Consider the following 19,671-nt stretch of genomic DNA (forward strand, 5'->3'; position numbering starts at 1 on the left):
GTGTGCTTCTCATTTATGGAGATAATGAAAATAAGGTATTCAGTGTAGGTTTATTAAAGAAAAACTGGTTTGGAAGACTGGACGTGCGGTTTTAGCTCGCCTAAGCTCTTCCTGACGCAGGCATAATGTGTGGTACCCAACCCACGGATAGCAGCGTGCCAACCGTCGCTCGCTTATTTGCTCCCGCGCCTAGGGCTTCGGCAAAGGCTTGTTTTTCGAGGAAATACGGGACGTTTGACAAAAATGTTCATAGCAACGTAACAGTCGTATATGACATTTGGAGGGTTGATCAATTTGGGATATATGATGGAACTTAGAGGGCTTATAGGCACTAGCCCGATAATCATGGCAGGTGCATGTGTTTTACTCACCGACGCTAAGAATCGATTACTATTACAACGTAGAACCGACAATGGTTTGTGGGGGCTACCAGGCGGTTCATTAGAGCCAGGAGAGAATCTCACAGATGTAGCTAAAAGAGAACTAATTGAAGAAACAGGTTTAATCGCCAACTCGTTGACGTTGTTTAATGTGTTTTCAGGCAATGAGTTTTATTATAAATATCCTCATGGTGACGAAGTGTATAACGTTGTGACAGCTTATGTATGTAATGATTATAGTGGCACTTTAGAAAAAGACGGAGATGAAGTCTTAGAATTATGCTTTTATGATCCTAAGGAAATTCCGCCTGAAATTAATCCCCCAGACTTACCCATAATAAAGCAATATCTATTGCGCTAACGGGAGACGTTAGTTTTAATGAGACAGCGGCAGTCTAAGACTTTATTTTTCAGTCTTGGTCTGCCGCTGTCTCATTTGTAATGTTCAGTCTATAACTTGTTTTTCATAAGCTGAGATGCGTTGGACTTCACCAAAGCATGAAGCATGGGTTTAGACATATATTGTTAACTTAAATATATGGCGGATTGTCAAGCCAAGTGCAACACTTCGTTCATGAAAGAATCATGTGCTGATTTCCAGTTCAAAACTTTTCGAGGGTGATTCTTGATCAGGTAAATTGCCCCATCCAATCCCTCATCACAAATAGTTGCGAAATCAAATCCTTTGGGGTAGAACTCGCGCAGCAATCCATATGGCATTCTCGTTGGAACGGCCCCGGACAACGACGCCACAACCTCATTTGTGTGCGGATGCAGGCTATCAAGGGGAAACAGCCCATCAGCAGGTCATCGACCACGGCTTTATCCCTCACATTCGCTCACGAGGTGATGAAAGTAAGAGATATAAGAAGGCAAACACCCTCGTCGCTGGGTCGTGGAAGTGTTATTTTCATGGCTCAATCAATTCCGTAAAATACTGGTTCGTTTTGAAAAGAAGGCTCGAAACTATTTAGGGCTGCTTCACTTCGCCTGCGCTCTCATTTTCTGGAGAAAAATAATCCCTGTTCATGCTCTCTGATTTTATTTTGGGATAGGCTCTAAATCGATGATTTTTAGCTGAGAGTGATTCAACGGACGACAGCCTTCCCACTAAGATTCGAAATCAAGATTGCCAACCGGCAATCTTTTTTAATTTAAAGAGGGGGAAATTCCGATAAATAAAAAGCAAGGCCATGTATTGCACCAGTTGGATGAGGTGACGCGAAAATGAAACAACTAATAGGGAAAAGGATGCGCTGGTCGCTCCTGAAGAGAATTGCTTTGCTGACCGTACTGTATCTCGGAATACCGCTGATGATCGCCCAGTATATTTCATTCACGGGGACCTCCTCCCGAATCAACGAGATGGAGCGGCAAAATTTACTGGATATGAAGGCATCGGTAGACAGGTATTTGGCCGAGCAATCCAATCAGCTGATTGCCTCTACGAAGTCTTACGCGGTCTGGGGAGCGCTCTATGAGGCTGTTCAGCGGAGGGACAAGGCGTTTGTCGAAGAGAATGTGAATACCGTTCCGGATTTAATCGAAAATATTCATTTTACACAGGTGTATGACGCTTCTGGCAAGCTGATCTCATCCTCCTCGGAAGAACTTACGGAATTCCAGTCTTCTTTTATTCCTGCTCAACTAAAAGAAAAACCTGCGCTCGGCGGCCTGATGCACACCTCTAAGGGGATGACGATGTTTGCTGCCGTCAATGTTCTGAGGGATGTCGATAAGCTGGATGAATCAATTGGGTATGTTGTTTTTGGCACCTATCTAAAGGGCAATGTGATTCAGCAGATCGACCAGATTTTTAAAGTTAAAGCAGCCATACAGGATTTGAATGGTAACGTTATTTCTTCTGTAGAAGGAATAGGGCCGACCAACTTTGCTCCTGTTGCCGGAAAGCTGGGAAGCGGCGGCGAGCCGATTCAAGTATTTGAGAGAAGCGACGCCGAAAATCGGTCCAGGCTGTATTCGGAGCTCAAGGATGCGGAGGGAAAAACCGCTGCGGTGCTGCTGCTGGATCAGGATGTGACGAACAATGGCGCCATTAAAAACGGATTGCTTCAATTTGTCATTATCATGGTTGCCATTATTGTTCTTATGCTTCTGTTCTACACAATTCAGATTCATTTTGGAGTCATTCGGCCGATTGTAACGCTGACCCGTTCGATACAGGAATCGGAGAAAACGGGCTTAAAAACAGGCGTTCCGGAAAAGGTGCAAAACCGTTCGGATGAGGTTGGCCAACTGGGCCGTTCCTTTGAGGAAATGCGCTCCAATCTGCACGGCTTGCTGGAACAGATCAATGTGAATGTGGGGAACGTGACAGCAAAGCTGGGGCAAACAACGGGTGAATTTAAAACGACCTTTGATCATTCCCTGCAGGCGAGCGAAACAACAATCGGGCATCTGTCTGAAGTGTCGAGCGGGGCCGAGCGGCAAATGCGCAGCACGCAAGAGACGGCTCTATCGATTCAAGAAATGGTAGAGGGCATTCAGCGGATTTCGGAATCCTCGACGGATATTCTCGGGGTGGCCCAGCACTCGTCGGAATCGGCGGAGACAGGCATCTCGGTTATGGGCGGCATGACGGAGCAGATGCGAGCAATTGAGGCTTCGGCTGAGCAATCGGCTTCCGCTGTCCATTCGTTGAATGATTCGATGCTGCAGATTGACGAAATTGTTCAAACAATTAGCGGTATTTCAAGCCAGACCCATCTGCTTGCACTGAACGCTTCCATTGAAGCTGCAAGAGCTGGCGAGCATGGAAGAGGGTTTTCGGTTGTTGCGGAAGAGATTCGCAAGCTTTCCGGACAGACGTCGCAATCCGTCCAAATTATCGGCGAGCTCATTCGCAGCATCGAGGCTGCGGCAGCATCGTCTGTTCATGCGATGGAACAAGTTGGCCAAAAGATTAAGATCGGATCAGCTTCGGCCAGCGAGGCGAATGAGATGTTTTTGACGATCGTCCGCGGCTTTCAGCAGGTGTCCGGGCAAATCGAAGAAGTTAGCGCGGCCTCGGAACAGCTGCTGGCAAGCTCGGAACAAATATCCGCCGGCATGCTGGAAACGAGCGAAATCGCCAGCAGCAACGCTGAGTTTTCCGCCTTGATTGTGAAATCGGCGAAAAAATCGTCGGAGCAGTTCCGGCAGCTGCGCACGGAAGCCGATACGCTGGATGCAATGACCCGGGATCTGCAGAAGACGGTACAGCAGATTAAGCGGTAAGGTGCACGCCAACTCTAACAATTTCTATCAACAGCCTTTGTCCTGAGCCTCCATGGGACAAAGGCTGTTTTGTTTCTATATCACTTGTCCTCGGCTCTAGGCATATGTACAGTTTTGGCGTTACCCAGGGACGGCGGATAGGCTGCTGACATAGTCTATAACGTTGCTACTCACTGTTACGGAATAAGGGGAACTGCCAGATGAATATTTGTGTCGTCGGCGCCGGGTATGTCGGGTTAACGACAGCCGCCGTATTGGCGGAGCTAGGGCATAACGTCCGCTGCATAGACCGGGTCGCCAGCAAAATTGCCAATTTGAACGAAGGCGGCATGCCGATCTACGAGCCTGGGCTTAAGGACTGGACATCAAGGGCGATCAAAAAGAGGCTGCTGAGCTTTGGCACGGATATTCGCTCCAGTATCGCCGAAAGTCCGGCGGTTATTCTGGCGGTCGGCACTCCTTCGCGCAGGGACGGAAGCGCAGATATGAGCTTCCTCGAAGCGGCTGTTGCGGATATTGCGGCTTCAATTCATTCCTACAAGCTGATTATGGTGAAAAGCACCGTGCCGCCGGGAACAGGGGATTGGATTGAAAGCAGGCTGCTGGAATACGGCGTTCCGGCAGAAAGCTTTGATGTTGTTTCCAACCCGGAGTTTTTGCGGGAGGGAACGGCTCTGATCGATACGCTGCAGCCCGATCGAATCGTAATTGGCTCGAACCGGAAAGAAGCTTCCGATGCTGTGAGGGCATTGTACAGAAACATCGAGACCGAATATGTCATCACCGACCGGGTCGGCGCAGAATTGATCAAATACGCCTCCAATGCCTTTCTCGCTGCCAAAATCTCGTTCATTAATGAAATTGCGCAAGTATGCGAGGCATTCGGAGCCGATGTGACTAAGGTGGCGAAAGGAATAGGTCTGGATCAGCGGATCGGCCACAGGTTTTTGCAGGCGGGACTTGGCTATGGGGGATCTTGTCTGCCAAAGGACCTGGATGCGCTCCGGCATGCCGCCGGCCAAAAGGGTGTCAAGCTACAGATCTTGCGCGCCGCCCGCGCGGTGAACCGGGCACAACCTAATTTATATGTGCATAAGCTGAAGCAGGCTATGGGCGAAGCGACCGGTCAGCCGCTCATTGCGGTATGGGGAGCTGCCTTCAAAGAAAACACCGACGATATCCGGAATTCTCAGGCTATAGTGTTCATCAAAAAGCTTGTGCGAGAGGGCTGGAAAGTAAAGGCTTATGATCCGCTCGTTTCCCCTGAAATTGCCGGCGTGTCCTGGGCAGAGTCTCTTTATGACGCAGTTCAGGAAGCCGACGCGCTTGTGCTGGCGACAGGCTGGGAGGAATTTCTTAGCGCCGATTGGCAGCAGGTGTCTGCGGGAATGAGGGGCGATATTGTGCTGGACGGCCGTAACCGTCTTAATTCCGCTGCGGTTGAAGCTGCTGGCTTGCGATATGTCGGGGTGGGACGTTTATGAAAATCGTCGTAACCGGCGCGGCCGGTTTTATCGGTTCTCATCTATGCGAATTTTTCCTCCAGCATACCGGACATGAGGTTGTTGGCATCGACGGAATGGTGCGTGAGGAATTTCGGCAGATCGACACCCGTAATATGGAGCTCTTTCTGGACCATCCCCGCTTTTCCTTCATGAAGGCCAATCTGCTTCAGATCGATTGGGCTCCGGTTCTCGCAGATGCGGATATTGTCTGTCATCTTGCCGGCATTCCCGGCGTCAGATCCAGCTTCGGCAGCTCGTTCATCGATTATATCGACGGGAACATTATGGCCACGCAGCGGCTGCTGGAGGCTTGTGCGGGCACAGCGGTTCAGAAGGTTGTATTTGCTTCCACCTCGTCGGTTTACGGCGAAAAATCCGGCCCGGTCTCCGAGGAAGCCGTGCTTAAACCGCTCTCGCCTTACGGCGTCACGAAGCAGACCGGGGAGCAGCTGTGCCGGGTATACCGGCTGAGCGACGGCATTCCTGCTGTTGTGCTGCGCTTTTTCACGGTTTACGGCCCGCGCCAGAGATCCGATATGGCTTTTCATTTGTTTATCCGTCACATGCTGGCGGGAGAGCCGCTCCGCATTTACGGAGACGGTACGCAGACCCGGGATTTTACGTACGTTCTGGACTGTGTCCGGGGCACTGCCGCAGCGGCGCTGCAGCCGGGTTTAATCGGGGAAACGATCAATATCGGAGGCGCGCAGCGGGCGTCGGTGAACGAGATTATCGGAATGCTGGAGAAGCTGACGGGCACGAAGGCCAACGTTGTGTATACAGGCAGCGCGCGCGGGGAGCCGAAGCATACTTGGGCGGATATTTCCAAAGCGCATTCGCTGCTTGGCTACAAGCCGCAGGTAACACTCCAGCAGGGGCTGTCCTTGGAGCTTGACGATTTGAAGAAGCTGTACAGCTGACAATAAGCAAGGCGGAGGAGGCAAGCCGATGAGGCTGGCGTTCGTATGCACCGAAAAGCTGCCCAGTCCGGCCATCCGGGGCGGGGCAATTCAAATTATGATTGACGGCGTGCTGCCGGTGCTGTCGAAGCAGCACCAGATGACGGTGTATTCCATCACCGATGAGCAGCTGCCGATTTATGAGGTTCGCAGCGGCGTCACTTATTACCGTTATCCTCGGGAAGTTTATATCGCTAAGGTGGCGGAATCGTTAAAGCAGCACAAATACGATGTCGTTCATGTGTTCAACCGCCCCAAAAATCTGATTCGGCTGAAGTCGGCTTCGCCGTCCAGCAGATTCGTGGTCAGTCTTCACAACGAGATGTTTCACATGTTCAAGCTGTCGGACGCCGACGCTCAGCTGAGCGTTCGATATGCATCCCAAATCACCACTGTCAGCAATTTTATTAAAAGAACTGTTACCGAACGAGTCGCGGGTTCGGACAACAAAGTCAAGACGGTGTATTCGGGCTTTGACCCAAGCACGTTTCATCCGGTCTGGACCGCGCAAGGACAGCAGATCCGACGATCCATGCGCGCGGAGCATGGCCTTGAGAATAAAAAGGTCATCTTGTACGTGGGGCGGCTCAGCGTCAAAAAAGGGCCGCATTTGCTGATCCAGTCGATGGAGCATGTGCTGCGGGAGCATCCAAACGCCGTGCTTGTCATTGTCGGCGGCAAATGGTTCAGCGACGATACGGTTGATAAATATGGGCGAATCTTGCAGCGGCTGGCAAAGCCGTACGGCAGCAAGGTTATTTTCACGAAATACGTCCCTTCCGATGAAATTCAAAACTATTATTTGATGAGCGACGTATTCGTGTGCAGCTCCCAGTGGCAGGAGCCGCTCGCGCGGGTTCACTATGAGGCGATGGCTGCAGGCATCCCGATTATTACGACGAACAGGGGCGGAAACGGCGAGATTGTGACACACGGGGTCAACGGTTATATCGTGCGGGAGTATAAAAAGGTTGAATCGTTTGCCGGAGCGATTTCCTTCATGCTGTCCAATCCGCAGAAAGCGTTACAGATGGCGCGCAACGGGCGCCAGAAAGCGGAGTCTTCGTTCACTTTCGAGCATGTGGCGGAGCGGCTCAACAACGTGTACATCGAAGCCTACCGCAGTGTGCCGACCAAAATGCTGATCGACAGAAAGGCTGCATTCATGCGGAAAAGAAAAGCGACAGCCGGAACAGGCAAACCCAGCCGCAAGAGGCGAAAACGAGTAAGAGGCAGGTAATGAGCGATGGATAACCAGTCCAAAGTGAAGGCGGTCCTGTCCCAGTTCCCGCTTGAGATCAAAGAGGCCGTCATTCTGAATGACAAAGATAAAAAAGCTTCATGGCTCGTCAGCACTTCTTCCGGGCCGAAGGTGCTCAAAAAGTCTCCGGCAGAAAAGGACCGATTGCTGTTTCTCCTGCAGGCGACGAAATACCTTCAGAAAAAAGGCGTTCGTATCCCAAAAATGGTGCAAACGTCATCCGGCGCCGATTTTGCGGAAGATGACGAAGGAAGAGGTTATGTTTTATCCGACTTTGTGCCGGGCACCTCGCCTAAACGTTATACAGCGGTGGAGCTGGCGTCGATTATGCGGCAGCTTGGCATATTCCATCGCGCGTCCCGCGGCTTCCAGCCGCAGGCTGAGCTGCGTGAGCGGCGGCATTTGGGACGATGGAGCAATGCGTACCAGAAGCAGCTGGACCATCTGGAGCTGTTCAAGGCGCTTGCCAAGCTGGACCGAAGCGTTTTTTCCAAATTGTTTATGCGGCATGTTGACCGGTACATCCTCCAGGGCAAACGTGCCATGGCCATCATTGAAGGCGGCTCGTACAGACGCTGGGTCAATAAAGTGGCGGAGCAGGGCAACTTATGCCATCAGGATTTTGCAGCCGGCAACCTGATTAAGTCTCCGCGCGGTTATTATGTGATCGATATGGACTCCGTGACGATCGATCTTCCGGCGAGAGATATCCGTAAAATTTTCAACAAGGTGATGAAAAAGACGGGCTGGAGCGGGCTCAAAGCGGCCGCGATGCTGCGGGCTTACCATAAAAGCCATCCGCTCACGGCGGATCAGTGCCGGGTTATCTACGCCGATCTGCTGTTCCCGCATCTGTTCTATGGAATGGCCAGCAAATATTTTCATGAGCGGCTGGAATGGGATCAGACCGAGACGCTGGACAAATTTAAAGATATGCTCCGCAAAGACAGAAGCCGGCTGCGCATGCTGGCTGCCTGGAAGCGGATCGTCAAGCGCGCGCTTCGCTAAACGCCAGAGCCGTTTCCTTTCCGGAGACGGTTTTTTTGTTTTGCGGCGTTGGAGCTGCGGCCGGGAATTGGGATACGGAAGCTCTGCTAGAATTATGATATAGTGGTCTTAGCTGTACATAACGGATTCGGAGGGTTCCATGTTATCTTTTGATGAAAAGCTAGACCTGTTTACTTCGTTCCCGGAGCTGACGCGCAACGATGTTTCGATGGGCCGGGTTAATTTCCACTTTGAAGGCAGCCAGCATGAGAAAAAAACAGTCGTATTCCGGCTGCATCCAAACGGCAGCGGTTTTATTTACGCCGGACTGCTGAACGGCTGGGATACGGATGAAAAAGGGTATACAAACATCCGCGAGCTGGATGCGGACGAGCTGCGGGAGCTGACCGCCGCTTCGATTGCTTCGCTATCCAAGCCGCCAGGCGCGCCAGCCCGCGAGCCGGGACAGAGCCGCGCCGCCAAGCGGAGGCGCATGGCGAAGAACAGCTGGCGCGATGGCGACGGCAATACGCTGGAGCTGCGGCATGAGGAAGATTTGTGGTACCTTTACGCCGGGCTGAATTTGGAAATGGCCTTTGAAACGTACGAAGAGGCAGAGGATTATTTAATGGAAGAGGGCTTCAAGCCTGAGGCTTGATTGAGTACAGCCGGGAGGTAAATCAATTGAACGATAACGGCGGTGAAATACGGATTTGCGAGGCGGATCCCGGCATGTTAAGGAATCTGTCGGAGCTGTTTCATCAGTATCGCCTGTTTTACGGGTATGCGGATGAGCAGCCGCAGCGGGAAGCGGCGTTAGACTTTATCCGGGAGAGGCTGGAGCGCCGCGATTCGGTTCTGCTTGCAGCTGTTGTTGAGGATGAATTGGCCGGATTCGTGCAGCTGTATCCTGTCTTTTCTTCGCTTTCCATGAAGCGGTCCTGGATTTTAAACGATTTGTACGTAGACCGCCGCTGGCGCGGACGGGGAACGGCACGTCAGCTGCTTCATGAGGCGGAGCGTCATGCCAGATCGACAGGCGCGGCATATATTCAGCTGTCTACGGCCCCGGACAATATGGCGGCGCGCCGTTTATACGAGTCGGAAGGGTATGAACAGGATACGGAGTTTTTGACCTATGAGCTGAGGCTGCGTTAGGAGCCGAGATTACGGGAGGGAGGCGCGCGGGATATGAGCAAAGGAATGATGACGGTTCGCCGATTGGCGGATCACTTCAAGCTGGAGATTCTTGCCGGAGAAGAAAGCCTTGACCGGAAGGTGAGCAAGCCGGGCGGACACCGGCCGGGACTGGAGTTTGTCGGGTATTTTGACTATTTTCCGATGGAACGGGTTCAGGTGCTTGGAATCAAGGAAATCACTTATTTACATAAATTGACCGAGCTGGAGCGGAATCTTCATATCGGTAACATCGTGAAGTATCATCCGCCTTGTTTTATCGTGACCTCCGGCCAAGATGGTTTGAAATACCTCATGCGGTATTGCGAGGAGGAAGGAATTCCGCTGCTGCGCACAGGCCAGTCTACGTCCGAATTCATCGCGCTGATGGACGCCTATCTCGTCAAAGAGCTTGCCGAGCAAATTACGATCCACGGCGTATGCGTGAACGTATCGGGCATCGGAATTCTGCTGCGCGGTGCTTCGGGGGCAGGCAAAAGCGAAACGGCGCACTCGCTGATCCGCAGAGGCCACCGGCTTGTCGCTGACGATGCAATCGTGCTGAAAAAGCTGAGTCCGCGCACGCTGCTCGGAACGCATAACGGTAAAACGAAGGAGTTTCTCGCTCTGCGCAGCATTGGGCTAATCAATGTCGTTCGGTTATACGGCCGCAAGGCGTTTCAGGACGAAACCCGCATTGCGCTCGATATTGAGCTGACCAAATGGCGCGACAACGATTTGAACAACGATCTCGAGATAGAAGAGAGATATACGGATTATATGGGCGTAAAAATACCTCATATGCAAATTCAGCTGCAGCCCGGACGTGACGTAGCAAGTTTGGTAGAGGCGGCCGCGAACAACTGGTACCTGCAGCAGCAGGGCTACAGCGCCGTCGAAGAGTTCATGAGCCGGCTGCAAGAGGATTAAAAAGAGCTGTTGCGATACGTTTGCTAGAAGTACCCGTTCTTGAGCCAATTGGCCGGGAACGGGCTTTTTTTGTCGAATTGGTTGTCCTTGATGGTAAAAAAGCCCGCCTTCGCGCATATAGTAGCCCTGATGATGTCGGAATTAAAGGAGAGGGCTATGGCAAACAACCGGAGAGGCAAGCAGCCGAAGCTTCGGAAGAAGATTTTGCAGGTGGAAAATCCATCGTATTCCGAAATTGAATGGATTGACGATCTGAAAACGAGCCAAAAGCAGTTCCAGATTAGCAGCGTGGAGGCTCCGCCTGCGCCCAAGGAATTGAATCTTGAAGATTTAGAGCCGGATTTGGAGCTGAGTTCAGAATCGAACTTGGAGGAGCAGCAGCAGGAGCAGGCTTCATCCGAGGAAGAGGCTGACGAGGAGGCAGCGGTCGAAGCGGAACGCACGGCAGTTCTACAGCAGGAGCTGGATGAACGCAAGCTGGTGGAAGAGCCGGTCAATCCTATCGTATTCGGCTCTGATTTGGCAAATGGCTCCATAACGTCCGCCAAGCTGGCCCCGCGCAGTGTTAGTGCGGAAAAACTGGTGGAGGGATCGGTAGGCGAAGGCGCGCTGGGGGACGGCTCCGTCAGCTCCATCAAGCTGCAGGATGGCGCTGTGACCTCCGTCAAGCTGGCATCGCAGAGCGTATATGAGGAGCATCTGGCGGACGGCTCGGTCAGCGGCAGCAAGCTGCTTGACGGGAGCGTCGTTGCTTCCAAACTCCGCGATGGCAGCATTACGCCCGAGAAGCTTGCTGACCGGAGCTTTCCGGGCCGTCTGCTGCAGGACGGATCCATTGAGGCCCGTCATATCAAGGAGGGCTCGCTCACAGCGGAATCGCTTGCCGACGGCAGCATTAACGCACGTTTATATGCGCCGGAATCGGTAGGTGCGGAAGCGCTGGCTCCAGGCTCAGTCGATCAAGTAAAACTGGGCGATCAAGCGGTAACGTCCGCCAAGCTGCGAGACGGCTCGGTAACGTCGGATAAATTGCAGGATGAAGCTGTACAAACCCGGCATTTGGCGGAAGATGCAATCGTCTCAGAGCATATCGGAGAGCGTGCGGTGCAGAGCCGTCATCTGGAAGTTTCGTGCATCGGGACGGAGCATTTAGCCGACGGAGCTGTGGGCGGCAGCCAGCTTGCCGACGGCAGCGTAACCTCCGTAAAGCTTCAGGATAATGCCGTTACGGCTCAACAGCTTGCGGATCAGGCTGTGTCGGCCGCTAAACTGGCAGATGGCAGCGTTGGCTCGGCTAAGCTTGCGGAAGAAGCCGTGTCAGGCCGTCATTTGTCTCCTGGCAGTGTGGACGGCTCAAAGCTTATCGGTCAAAGCGTAAGGCAGTACCATCTTTCCGAGCGTTCCGTTGGCGAAAAGCAGCTGCAGGAAAACGCCGTCGGTGAACCTCAGCTGCAGCCGGGCAGCGTCAGTTCCGCCAAGCTCCAGGCATACTCGATTTTACCGGCTCATCTTGCGCCTGAATCGGTCAATTCGTTCGGCCTGGCGGAGGGGGCGGTTACACGCGGCAAGCTGGCTCGCCATGCGGTCGGCTCCTCCGAGCTTGAAGAGGGCAGCGTCGGCAATCGCCATCTTGCCGATGGCGTCTTACAGCCAAGACATTTTGCCGCAGGAGCGGTTGAGGGAGGCGCGCTGGCGGAGGGGGCGGTGTCGCCGTTTCATTTGGCGGACGCTGCTGTAGAGGGCAGATCGCTGGCGACGCAGGCAATAACGAGTGAACATCTTGCCGATTTCTCCGTAAGCTCCTCTAAGCTGTTCCCCGAATCCGTATCCACGGATAAATTAGCGGACGGCTCTGTAACGTCAGACAAACTTGCTGACGGCAGCGTGAACTCCGCCAAGCTGGCCCCCCAATCCGTCGGCCAGGCGGAGCTGCAGCCGAGCTCCATCGGAGCTGCACAGCTTCAGCAGCATGCGGTCGAACGCAGCAGCCTGGCGCCGGGTTCAGTCGGAGCCGAACAGGTGGAGGATGGGAGCATTGGCTCCGCCAAATTAGGCGAATCATCGGTCCAGGCGCGCCATCTTGCAACCGGCATCGTCGGTTCGGCCGCGCTGGAGACGGATGCAGTGCGCAGCACTCATCTGAAGGAAGGAAATGTGTTAGGGGTGCATATCGCAACGGAGGCGATCCGCGCTCATCATTTGACGGATGGATCGGTGACGGCGCGTCATATCGCTCCACGCAGCTTATCAGCAGAGCAGCTGCAACCGGATTCGATCGGGACTGAACAGCTGCAGCAGCAGTCGGTCGGCTCCGAGCAGCTGGCTGCCGGGTCGGTACAGACCTATCATATTGCGGAAGGCGTAATATCGGCTGCACATCTGGCGGAAGGTTCAATCGGCAGAGACCAGCTCGCACCGAATGCCGTAGGGAACGGGCAGCTTGCGGATGGCGCCGTTACCGATGCAAAGCTGTCCGCAGGTTCGGTTGGCAGCGATAAACTGGCGCTGGAATCAATCGGCGGCAAGCATATCCGGCCGGGAGCGCTGCAGGGCTTTCATCTGCAGGAGCAATCGGTTGGAGCGGAGCATATTCGGCAGGAAGCGGTCTCAGCCCGGCATTTGCAGCCGGGAAGCGTAGGAAGGCAGCAGCTTCAAGACGGGGCGGTAGGTTTCGCTGCACTTAGCCCGGATGTTGCAGCTGAGCTCAGACGCATCGCAGCAGAGATCAAACACGAGCTGAAGCTGGAGCTCGAGGCGTTAGAGCTTCGCTGCGGCGAGCTGGAGTCGGAGCTGACGGCGAGCGAATCCCGCCACCTGCATGTGCAGGCGAGTCTGGAAGCCCGCTGCAGTGATCTGGAGGCTGAGCTGGCGGCGAGCGAATCCCGCCACTTGCTAGCGGAGGCGAGTCTGGAAGCCCGCTGCGGCGAGCTGGAGTCGGAGCTGTCAGCGAGCGAATCCCGCCACCAGCTAGCGGAGGCGAGTCTGGAGTCCCGCTGCAGCGAGCTGGAAGCGGAGCTGTCGGCGAACGAGTCCAGGCATTTGCTAGCGGAGGCGAGTCTGGAGTCCCGCTGCGGCGAGCTAGAGTCGGAGCTGTCGGCGAACGAGTCCAGGCATTTGCTAGCGGAGGCGAGTCTGGAGTCCCGCTGCGGCGAGCTGGAAGCAGAGCTAAAGGCGAGCGAATCCCGCCATTTGCTAGCGCAGGCGAGTCTGGAATCCCGCTGCAGCGAGCTGGAAGCGGAGCTGTCAGCATGCGTGTCCGGCCTCAAGCAATCATTGGCCGGATTGGAGTCCCGCTGCAGCGAGCTGCAGTCTGAGTATACGGCAAGCGAATCCCGCCTCCAGCAATCTCAATCGGGATCAAAGTCGCGTTACGATGAACTGAAGGCCGAAATAACGGCGAACAGCTCCCGGCAAATGCAGGCTTTGGGCGGATTGGATGCCCGCTGCAAAAAGCTGATGGGCGAAATTGCGGCCAGCGAGTCCAGATATTTGCAGGCTCAGGGCGGGCTAGAAGCGAAATATGAAGAGCTGAAGTCGGAGCTGACTGCGGCTGAATCACGGTTATTAATCAGCCAGTCGGAGCTGCGCAGCTCCATGCGAAGCCAAGCGAACCCGGAACCGGTTCAGCAGCCTGTAAATGAAAACCCGCCGCGATTCGGATTGGCCAGCTTCACATTCGGAGAAACGATGGAGGAGATCGAGCTTCCTATTCGTTTCCCGGAAAGGTTTAAACATGCCGACTATGCGCTAACGGCATCCTGCGATCATCCGTCATGCAGCGTTATCATTCGCAGCAAAACGGCTGAAGGCGCCGTGCTGGCCGTCGTACGCACCCGTTTTGGGCCGACACCGAGCGGAACCGTCAATTGGATCGCACTAGGGTAGCTAAGCATTGAGGCTAATGCGCAGCATTGGTCAAACACCGCATGAATGCCCGATGCCGCTTTAGCTTGAGGCGGATTAAATGCAAAAGGCCGCAGTCCGCTGCGGCCTTTATGCTGCTGAAGCTGCATGCATTTTCGAATGGCTGCCGTTTTGGTTATAATGCAACTAGAAGTAGCTAAATGCCGAATCGGGGGAACATCCATGAGAACCAAATATGCGGCCGGCGTATCGCTGGCAGTGATGGCAGGCGGTTTTGCCGTTACAACGGTATTTGCGGGCGAGGGCCGCTTGGCTCTTGAGCTGCTGCAGGGCGGATTCGAAGCGGGATTGGTCGGCGGTATTGCAGACTGGTTTGCAGTCAGTGCGCTTTTCCGCCATCCGCTTGGCCTGCGGATTCCGCATACAAATTTGATCGTCAAAAACAAGCCGAAAATGATCAATGCGCTTGTCTCCGCACTGGAGAACGAGTTGTTGAACAAGGAAAGCATCAGCGGAAGGCTGCGCAAGCTCAAGCTGATTCAAAGCACAGGCCAATTTATCGTCAAACAGCTGGCAAAACGGAGCAGCCGCGTGGCGGTGCTGTCTGCGGCGCAGGCGATTGTAGAAAGGCTGCCGCTGGACAAGCTGGCCGCTTCGCTGCTGCAGGGAGCAGTTGGGTATACGCGCCAGCTCGATCTGAAGCCGGGAGCTGAGAAAGCCGCGGAAACCGTCATTCGTGAACGGCTCGATGAAAAGGCGCTGGATTACGCGCTGGATCAGGCGATAGATTGGATTGCCAAGCCGTCAACAGGCAAAATGCTGGGCGAAATTGCGCAGAACAAGCTGCAGGAGCTGCAGGTTGGCGGATTTATGGGGTTTGCCGTACAGGCCTTTGCCGGTTTCATGAACGAGGAAAAAATGGGAGCGATGCTGCAGCATATGCTGCTCTCCGGCGTAAAGGATTTGACCACACCGGGAAGCCGCCAGCGCGAAGCAATGCTGCTTGAGCTGCGCTCCCGCTTGATGGGGCTTGCGGAAGACGAGCAGAGCCTTGACCGCGCCAAGGAGTGGGTCGCCGCCAAGCTGGAGACGCCGCAAGTAAGCGAATTCGCCAGCGGCAAAGCGTTGGAGCTGCAGCGCAAGCTGCTGGATTGGCTGGAGCGCGACAAACAAGAGGGAGGCCGCCTTGTTGTGACGGCGGTAAGAGCGGTCAGCGAAAGGCTGGAGCGCGAGGAGGAGATGGTTGCCCGTTGGGAGGAGCGGCTGTCCGATCTGGTCGTCCATGCGATTGAAAGCAACCACTTCCGTATCGGTCTGCTTGTGCGCGACAACCTGAACAAGCTGGACGACAAACAGCTTGTGGATATGCTGGAATCCAAGGTGGGCAGCGATTTGCAGTGGATTCGCGTCAATGGCGCGGTGTGCGGCTTTTTAATCGGGATCATTTTGACGCTGATCAGCTGGATTTAAGCTGCCGGATACTAGGCGAAGCCTAGTTGGGGTAGCCGTTTGAAAACTAGTGAAAAAAAGCGGAGCCAAAGGTCGAGCTCGTAGAAGCGGCAGCGTTCGCCTTTGACGTCCGATTTCTACCACAGATGCGGAGTAATTCAAAGAAATCGGAGGTCAACAGCGATCGGAGGGCCGAGCTTTGGCGCAGCGGCTACTTTCACCAGTTTTATTAAGGAAATGCAACGCCAAAAAGCAGCTCAATCCCGAAACGGGCTGAGCTGCTTTTTGGCGTCTACGGCAACCTTATTCCGTCTGTTCCGGCGTCGCTTCGCTTCCGGATCCGCTGCGGTCATCGCCGGGATAATCGCGTTCCTGATCTCCGTGCAAACGGCGGTTTTCATAACCGAAACGGTTCGGTTGACGCTGCTCCGCGCGCCATGGCGTGCTTTTGACGGCTTCCTCCGCATGCAAATCCGCCCCGTAAGGTCCTTCCGGAAATTCCTCAAACGTCAGGTCGTTGCGGCTGGATTCAACCGTAGATAAGTCGGTGTACTTCTCCCGGCGGGATTGCTCTGTGGCAGCGTCGGTGTCAGGACGTCCGATGAAGCCGCCTTGCTCCTGCTCATTCGGCAACGTACAGCAACCTCCTTCATTCGGAACGGTCAGCCGTTCCAGATTTGAGATGCTGTAGTAGCTTCTCCCGCTCAATCGGTAAAATTCACTTCTCCGACAACGAGGGAAAGAAATCCGGCCAGCTCGGAGGCTTCTTCTTCCGTCAGCTTGAATACATGCTCAAGATAACCTTCCTCCTCCAGATCGTCTTGGCCGATGATGGCGGTTCGTCCTCCCTGCAAATCCGTAACGAGCTTTTTGCCGTAAAATCGGTTTGTTGTCAATATTGCGAGATCAAAACGTTTCAATCCTGGCGTAATCAAGGTTACAAATCGCGTCGACGTCTGCTCCGTCGAGTCCGACATGAAATCATAATCTTTAAGCTGCATGTTCCAATCCCTCCAAGTACGCGTGCCCAATATGCCGGATCAATGTCCGTTCGGTGCTGTAAGTATATCACGGATTAGTCAATTTGGAATTGCGGGAAGGGAGCATGCTGTGCTAGGATAAAGCTACCAGATAAGGTTTGAACCGGGAGGAAGCACCTCTCTTGCCTGCAACTTGCAGGCGGGAGAGGTGCTTTTTTTCGTTTTGCCCAGGCTGGACACATTTGCGGAGGTGCTTAACGAAGATGCAGATCGTATTTTTGAATTCCTTTGAAAAACCGCTGGATGACGGCAGGCTGGAAAGCGCTCAGCTGTCCATCTGCGAGCAGCAGGGCATCTGGTCGGTTATGTGGAGCGTCAGCTCGGAGCCGGAAGAGGCATGGTACGAGGGATCGTCCTGGGAAGAGATGCTCGACGCATTCCGGCACGGTATCGCTATTCGCATGGGGCAAGGGTTTGCGCCGCTTATCGACGGCATGCTGGACGAGCGCCAGACCGGAAAGGGCGGTTATATCAGCCGTCTGCAATGTTATGGCGAGCTTCATGCGGACAGCGCTCTGTACGAGGCATTGAAGGACTGGAGGCGCGTTAAGGCATCTCAGGATAAAAAATCCGCATATCTCGTAGCAACAAACCGGACGCTGCTGATGATAAGCGCTTTTGTGCCAAAAACGCCGGAGGAGCTCGTTCAGATTCCGGGATGGGGTCCGGGTAAAAGCGCCAGCTACAGCGCGGAAGTACTGGACATATCGGCAGGTTTCCCGCAGCCGCAGCCGTTTCCGCTGGATTGGGTGCAGCAATCGCTGGACACAAAGACATATGTTCAATGGCTGTACAAGCAGAAGGAAACCAAGTATAAAAACCGGCTGGACCGCCAGCAGTCCTGCCGTCTTATTTTGGAAGGGGTGCAAAGCGGAAAAATGCTGGAGCAGCTGCAAGCCGATACAGGCCTTCCGAGAAGGGAGCTAATGGAACGGATTGAGCAGCTGGATCAGGAGGGATACGACCTAGAGCCGCTCATTGCCAGAGAGCTGGAAGGTGTTCCGTCTGAGGAGCTGCTCCGTATCCGTGAAGCGTTGAAAGAGGAGGGGGATAAATACTTAAAGCCGATTCTGCAAAAAGTGTATGGCTCGGAGCCTGCACCGGGACTTAAGATTGAGCTGATTTACGACCGGCTGAGGCTGGTCCGCATGTACAACAGAAAGGAAAATGCCGGAGGGACGATGGAAGCGATGTAAATCGATTCGAAAGCAAGCGTAAACGCTTTCTCAGCGCCGCTTGAGGCAGGTCCTTGGTCTTGTTGCAAATTGAGGGTTCAAGTCTCAATACCTTAATTACCCAGCCTTTACCATCCCTCAATATAGATCGCCAATAGGGTTGACAACATAGGTCTAAAGTCTATTAAATGCAACTATTGGTATACTTGCTTCAGGTTATTTAGTATAATAGCTCCTATATACATACGCACGTGAAACTTGATTCATAAGGAGCGTAGTGGCGCTGATGAAAGCCGAATTTATCAATCCGTTCCTGGAATCTGCGGTAATGGTACTGGAGCAGGTCGTACAGAGGAAGCCGCAGACGGGACCTATAGGTCTTAAGGAGCTGCGAGGACAATCGGGCTTTATCTGGATTCAAATTCAGTTGATCGGACAAGTGAATGGAGATATCGTATTCGGGATGAGCGAGGTCTCGGCGCTGAACATCGTATCGGCCATGATGGGCGGCTTTCAGATCTCCTCTCTCGACGATATGGGAAGAAGCGCAATTTCCGAGCTTAGCAACATGATCAGCGGCAATGCCAGCACGAAGCTTTCCAGCCAAGGGGTGCATGTCGATATTACGCCGCCGGCCCTTTTGCAAGGAGCTCAGCTGCAGCTTTTTGAAGCCCGCAAGGCGCTTACTGTTCCGCTGTTTATGGATGGAATCGGACAATTGGATATACAGGTGTTATTGGCATCCTAACATGTATTTAAGCTCCCTGAGGGAGCTTTTTTTTGTCGTCAGCACGGGATGCGGCGGCAGATTCGGAGCAGGTCCGGCAATAACATGCAGCTGCCGGCGATGAGCGGAGGAATTTTTGCTAAGAGACGGCGGATAAAGTACACTTGGTGCAGGTGATTTGGATGATAACGAATAAAATTGTAGCCATTACAGGCGCGTCCAGCGGGATCGGAGCGTTAACGGCCTATTACTTGGCGCAGAGAGGCGCAGTGCCTGTTCTTTGCGGACGCAATGAGGATAGGCTTCGCGCTGCCGCAGAGCGAATCGGTACCCGCTGCGGGACGAGACGGGTCGATATTACGGACGACCGTTCCGTCGACGCGGCATTCCGCAGCATTCAAGAGGAGTTCGGCCGGATCGACGTGTTGATTAACAATGCGGGATTTGGCTTGTTTAAACGGTTTGAGGATGCTCCTCTGGAGGAATTCCAAGCCATGATGGATACGAACTATATGGGGATGGTCCGCTGCATTAAAGCGGTTCTGCCGGAAATGAGGGAACGCGGCAGCGGCCATATCATTAATGTTGCTTCAATTGCGGGCAAGCTGGCTACACCTAAGTCCAGCGGTTATGCAGCCAGCAAACACGCCGCGCTGGGACTGACCAATGCGCTGCGGCAGGAGCTGTCCGGCAGCGGCATTTACGTGTCCGCCGTCAATCCCGGCCCGATTGACACGCCTTTTTTTGAACAGGCCGATCCCGAGGGCAGCTACACGCGCAATATAGGATGGCTGATGATGAAGCCGGACAAGGTCGCGCAGCGTATCGCCGGTCTGGTGGATAAGCCGCGTCCTGAGCTGGATCTTCCTTGGGCGCTTGCCGCTGGTACGAAGCTTTATCAACTATTCCCGAGAATCGCCGACCGGATCGCCGGACCGATGCTCAACAAAAAATAGCATGGTTGAAGGAGAAATTATTGTT

At 53.8% G+C, this 19,671-nt stretch carries 16 protein-coding genes and 2 pseudogenes; 15 read left to right on the forward strand and 3 right to left on the reverse strand.

Translation table 11 applies throughout. The features are described from left to right. Positions 1 to 294 precede the first annotated feature (294 nt). A complete protein-coding gene (locus M3223_RS05570) occupies positions 295 to 741 on the forward strand; it encodes an NUDIX hydrolase (protein WP_251559895.1) in 447 nt (148 codons plus the stop codon). 188 nt (positions 742 to 929) lie between these two features. On the opposite strand, the pseudogene M3223_RS24635 reads toward M3223_RS05570, so the two are convergent. Continuing rightward, a pseudogene (locus M3223_RS24635) lies at positions 930 to 1,091 on the reverse strand (IS30 family transposase); the annotation flags it as partial. A gap of 181 nt (positions 1,092 to 1,272) precedes the next feature. Between M3223_RS24635 and M3223_RS24440 the strand changes: the two are divergent. The 11 genes and pseudogenes from M3223_RS24440 to M3223_RS05620 form a co-directional block, all read left to right on the forward strand. Then, positions 1,273 to 1,419, forward strand: a pseudogene (locus tag M3223_RS24440) (hypothetical protein); the annotation flags it as partial. Between the two features lie 188 nt (positions 1,420 to 1,607). Beyond that, on the forward strand, positions 1,608 to 3,617 hold the full coding sequence (locus M3223_RS05575; protein ID WP_251559897.1) for a methyl-accepting chemotaxis protein: 2,010 nt from the start codon (positions 1,608 to 1,610) through the stop codon (positions 3,615 to 3,617). Between the two features lie 200 nt (positions 3,618 to 3,817). Further along, positions 3,818 to 5,101 carry a UDP-glucose dehydrogenase family protein gene (locus M3223_RS05580; protein WP_251559899.1) on the forward strand — a complete coding sequence of 428 codons (1,284 nt, stop codon included), beginning with the start codon at positions 3,818 to 3,820 and terminating at the stop codon, positions 5,099 to 5,101. Further along, positions 5,098 to 6,042: an NAD-dependent epimerase/dehydratase family protein gene (locus M3223_RS05585; RefSeq protein ID WP_251559901.1), complete on the forward strand. Its 945-nt coding sequence runs from the start codon at positions 5,098 to 5,100 to the stop codon at positions 6,040 to 6,042. The genes M3223_RS05580 and M3223_RS05585 overlap by 4 nt, the downstream gene beginning before the upstream one ends. A 28-nt stretch (positions 6,043 to 6,070) precedes the next feature. Continuing rightward, complete coding sequence (locus M3223_RS05590; RefSeq protein ID WP_251559903.1) at positions 6,071 to 7,321, forward strand: glycosyltransferase family 4 protein; 1,251 nt, start codon at positions 6,071 to 6,073, stop codon at positions 7,319 to 7,321. Positions 7,322 to 7,327: 6 nt separating this feature from the next. Then, complete coding sequence (locus tag M3223_RS05595) at positions 7,328 to 8,350, forward strand: CotS family spore coat protein (RefSeq protein WP_251559905.1); 1,023 nt, start codon at positions 7,328 to 7,330, stop codon at positions 8,348 to 8,350. 139 nt (positions 8,351 to 8,489) lie between these two features. Further along, positions 8,490 to 8,987 (forward strand): hypothetical protein, encoded by a 498-nt coding sequence (locus M3223_RS05600; RefSeq protein WP_251559907.1) that lies wholly within the window; start codon positions 8,490 to 8,492, stop codon positions 8,985 to 8,987. Between the two features lie 26 nt (positions 8,988 to 9,013). Continuing rightward, positions 9,014 to 9,487, forward strand: a complete 474-nt coding sequence (locus M3223_RS05605; protein WP_251559908.1) for a GNAT family N-acetyltransferase — start codon at positions 9,014 to 9,016, stop codon at positions 9,485 to 9,487. A 33-nt stretch (positions 9,488 to 9,520) separates the two neighbouring features. Next, positions 9,521 to 10,435, forward strand: a complete 915-nt coding sequence (gene hprK / locus M3223_RS05610; RefSeq protein WP_251559910.1) for an HPr(Ser) kinase/phosphatase — start codon at positions 9,521 to 9,523, stop codon at positions 10,433 to 10,435. A gap of 156 nt (positions 10,436 to 10,591) precedes the next feature. Beyond that, positions 10,592 to 14,320 carry a WIAG-tail domain gene (locus tag M3223_RS05615; protein ID WP_251559913.1) on the forward strand — a complete coding sequence of 1,243 codons (3,729 nt, stop codon included), beginning with the start codon at positions 10,592 to 10,594 and terminating at the stop codon, positions 14,318 to 14,320. A gap of 201 nt (positions 14,321 to 14,521) precedes the next feature. Continuing rightward, on the forward strand, positions 14,522 to 15,769 hold the full coding sequence (locus M3223_RS05620; RefSeq protein WP_251559915.1) for a DUF445 domain-containing protein: 1,248 nt from the start codon (positions 14,522 to 14,524) through the stop codon (positions 15,767 to 15,769). 282 nt (positions 15,770 to 16,051) lie between these two features. On the opposite strand, the gene M3223_RS05625 is transcribed toward M3223_RS05620, so the two are convergent. Both M3223_RS05625 and M3223_RS05630 read right to left on the reverse strand, forming a co-directional pair. Continuing rightward, complete coding sequence (locus M3223_RS05625) at positions 16,052 to 16,351, reverse strand: hypothetical protein (protein WP_251560988.1); 300 nt, start codon at positions 16,349 to 16,351, stop codon at positions 16,052 to 16,054. 101 nt (positions 16,352 to 16,452) lie between these two features. Continuing rightward, a complete protein-coding gene (locus M3223_RS05630; RefSeq protein ID WP_251559917.1) occupies positions 16,453 to 16,749 on the reverse strand; it encodes a DUF3055 domain-containing protein in 297 nt (98 codons plus the stop codon). Positions 16,750 to 16,991: 242 nt separating this feature from the next. Here M3223_RS05630 and M3223_RS05635 point away from each other — a divergent pair, with 242 nt between their 5' ends. The 3 genes from M3223_RS05635 (at position 16,992) to M3223_RS05645 (ending at position 19,646) form a co-directional block, all read left to right on the forward strand. Beyond that, positions 16,992 to 17,984, forward strand: coding sequence for an HRDC domain-containing protein (locus M3223_RS05635; protein WP_251559919.1), 993 nt, complete (start codon positions 16,992 to 16,994; stop codon positions 17,982 to 17,984). A 265-nt stretch (positions 17,985 to 18,249) separates the two neighbouring features. After that, on the forward strand, positions 18,250 to 18,711 hold the full coding sequence (locus M3223_RS05640; protein ID WP_251559921.1) for a chemotaxis protein CheX: 462 nt from the start codon (positions 18,250 to 18,252) through the stop codon (positions 18,709 to 18,711). A gap of 161 nt (positions 18,712 to 18,872) precedes the next feature. After that, on the forward strand, positions 18,873 to 19,646 hold the full coding sequence (locus M3223_RS05645; RefSeq protein ID WP_251559923.1) for an SDR family NAD(P)-dependent oxidoreductase: 774 nt from the start codon (positions 18,873 to 18,875) through the stop codon (positions 19,644 to 19,646). Positions 19,647 to 19,671: the final 25 nt, after the last annotated feature.

The organism is Paenibacillus pasadenensis (genome assembly GCF_023715725.1).
Taxonomy (GTDB): domain Bacteria; phylum Bacillota; class Bacilli; order Paenibacillales; family Paenibacillaceae; genus Paenibacillus_O; species Paenibacillus_O pasadenensis_A.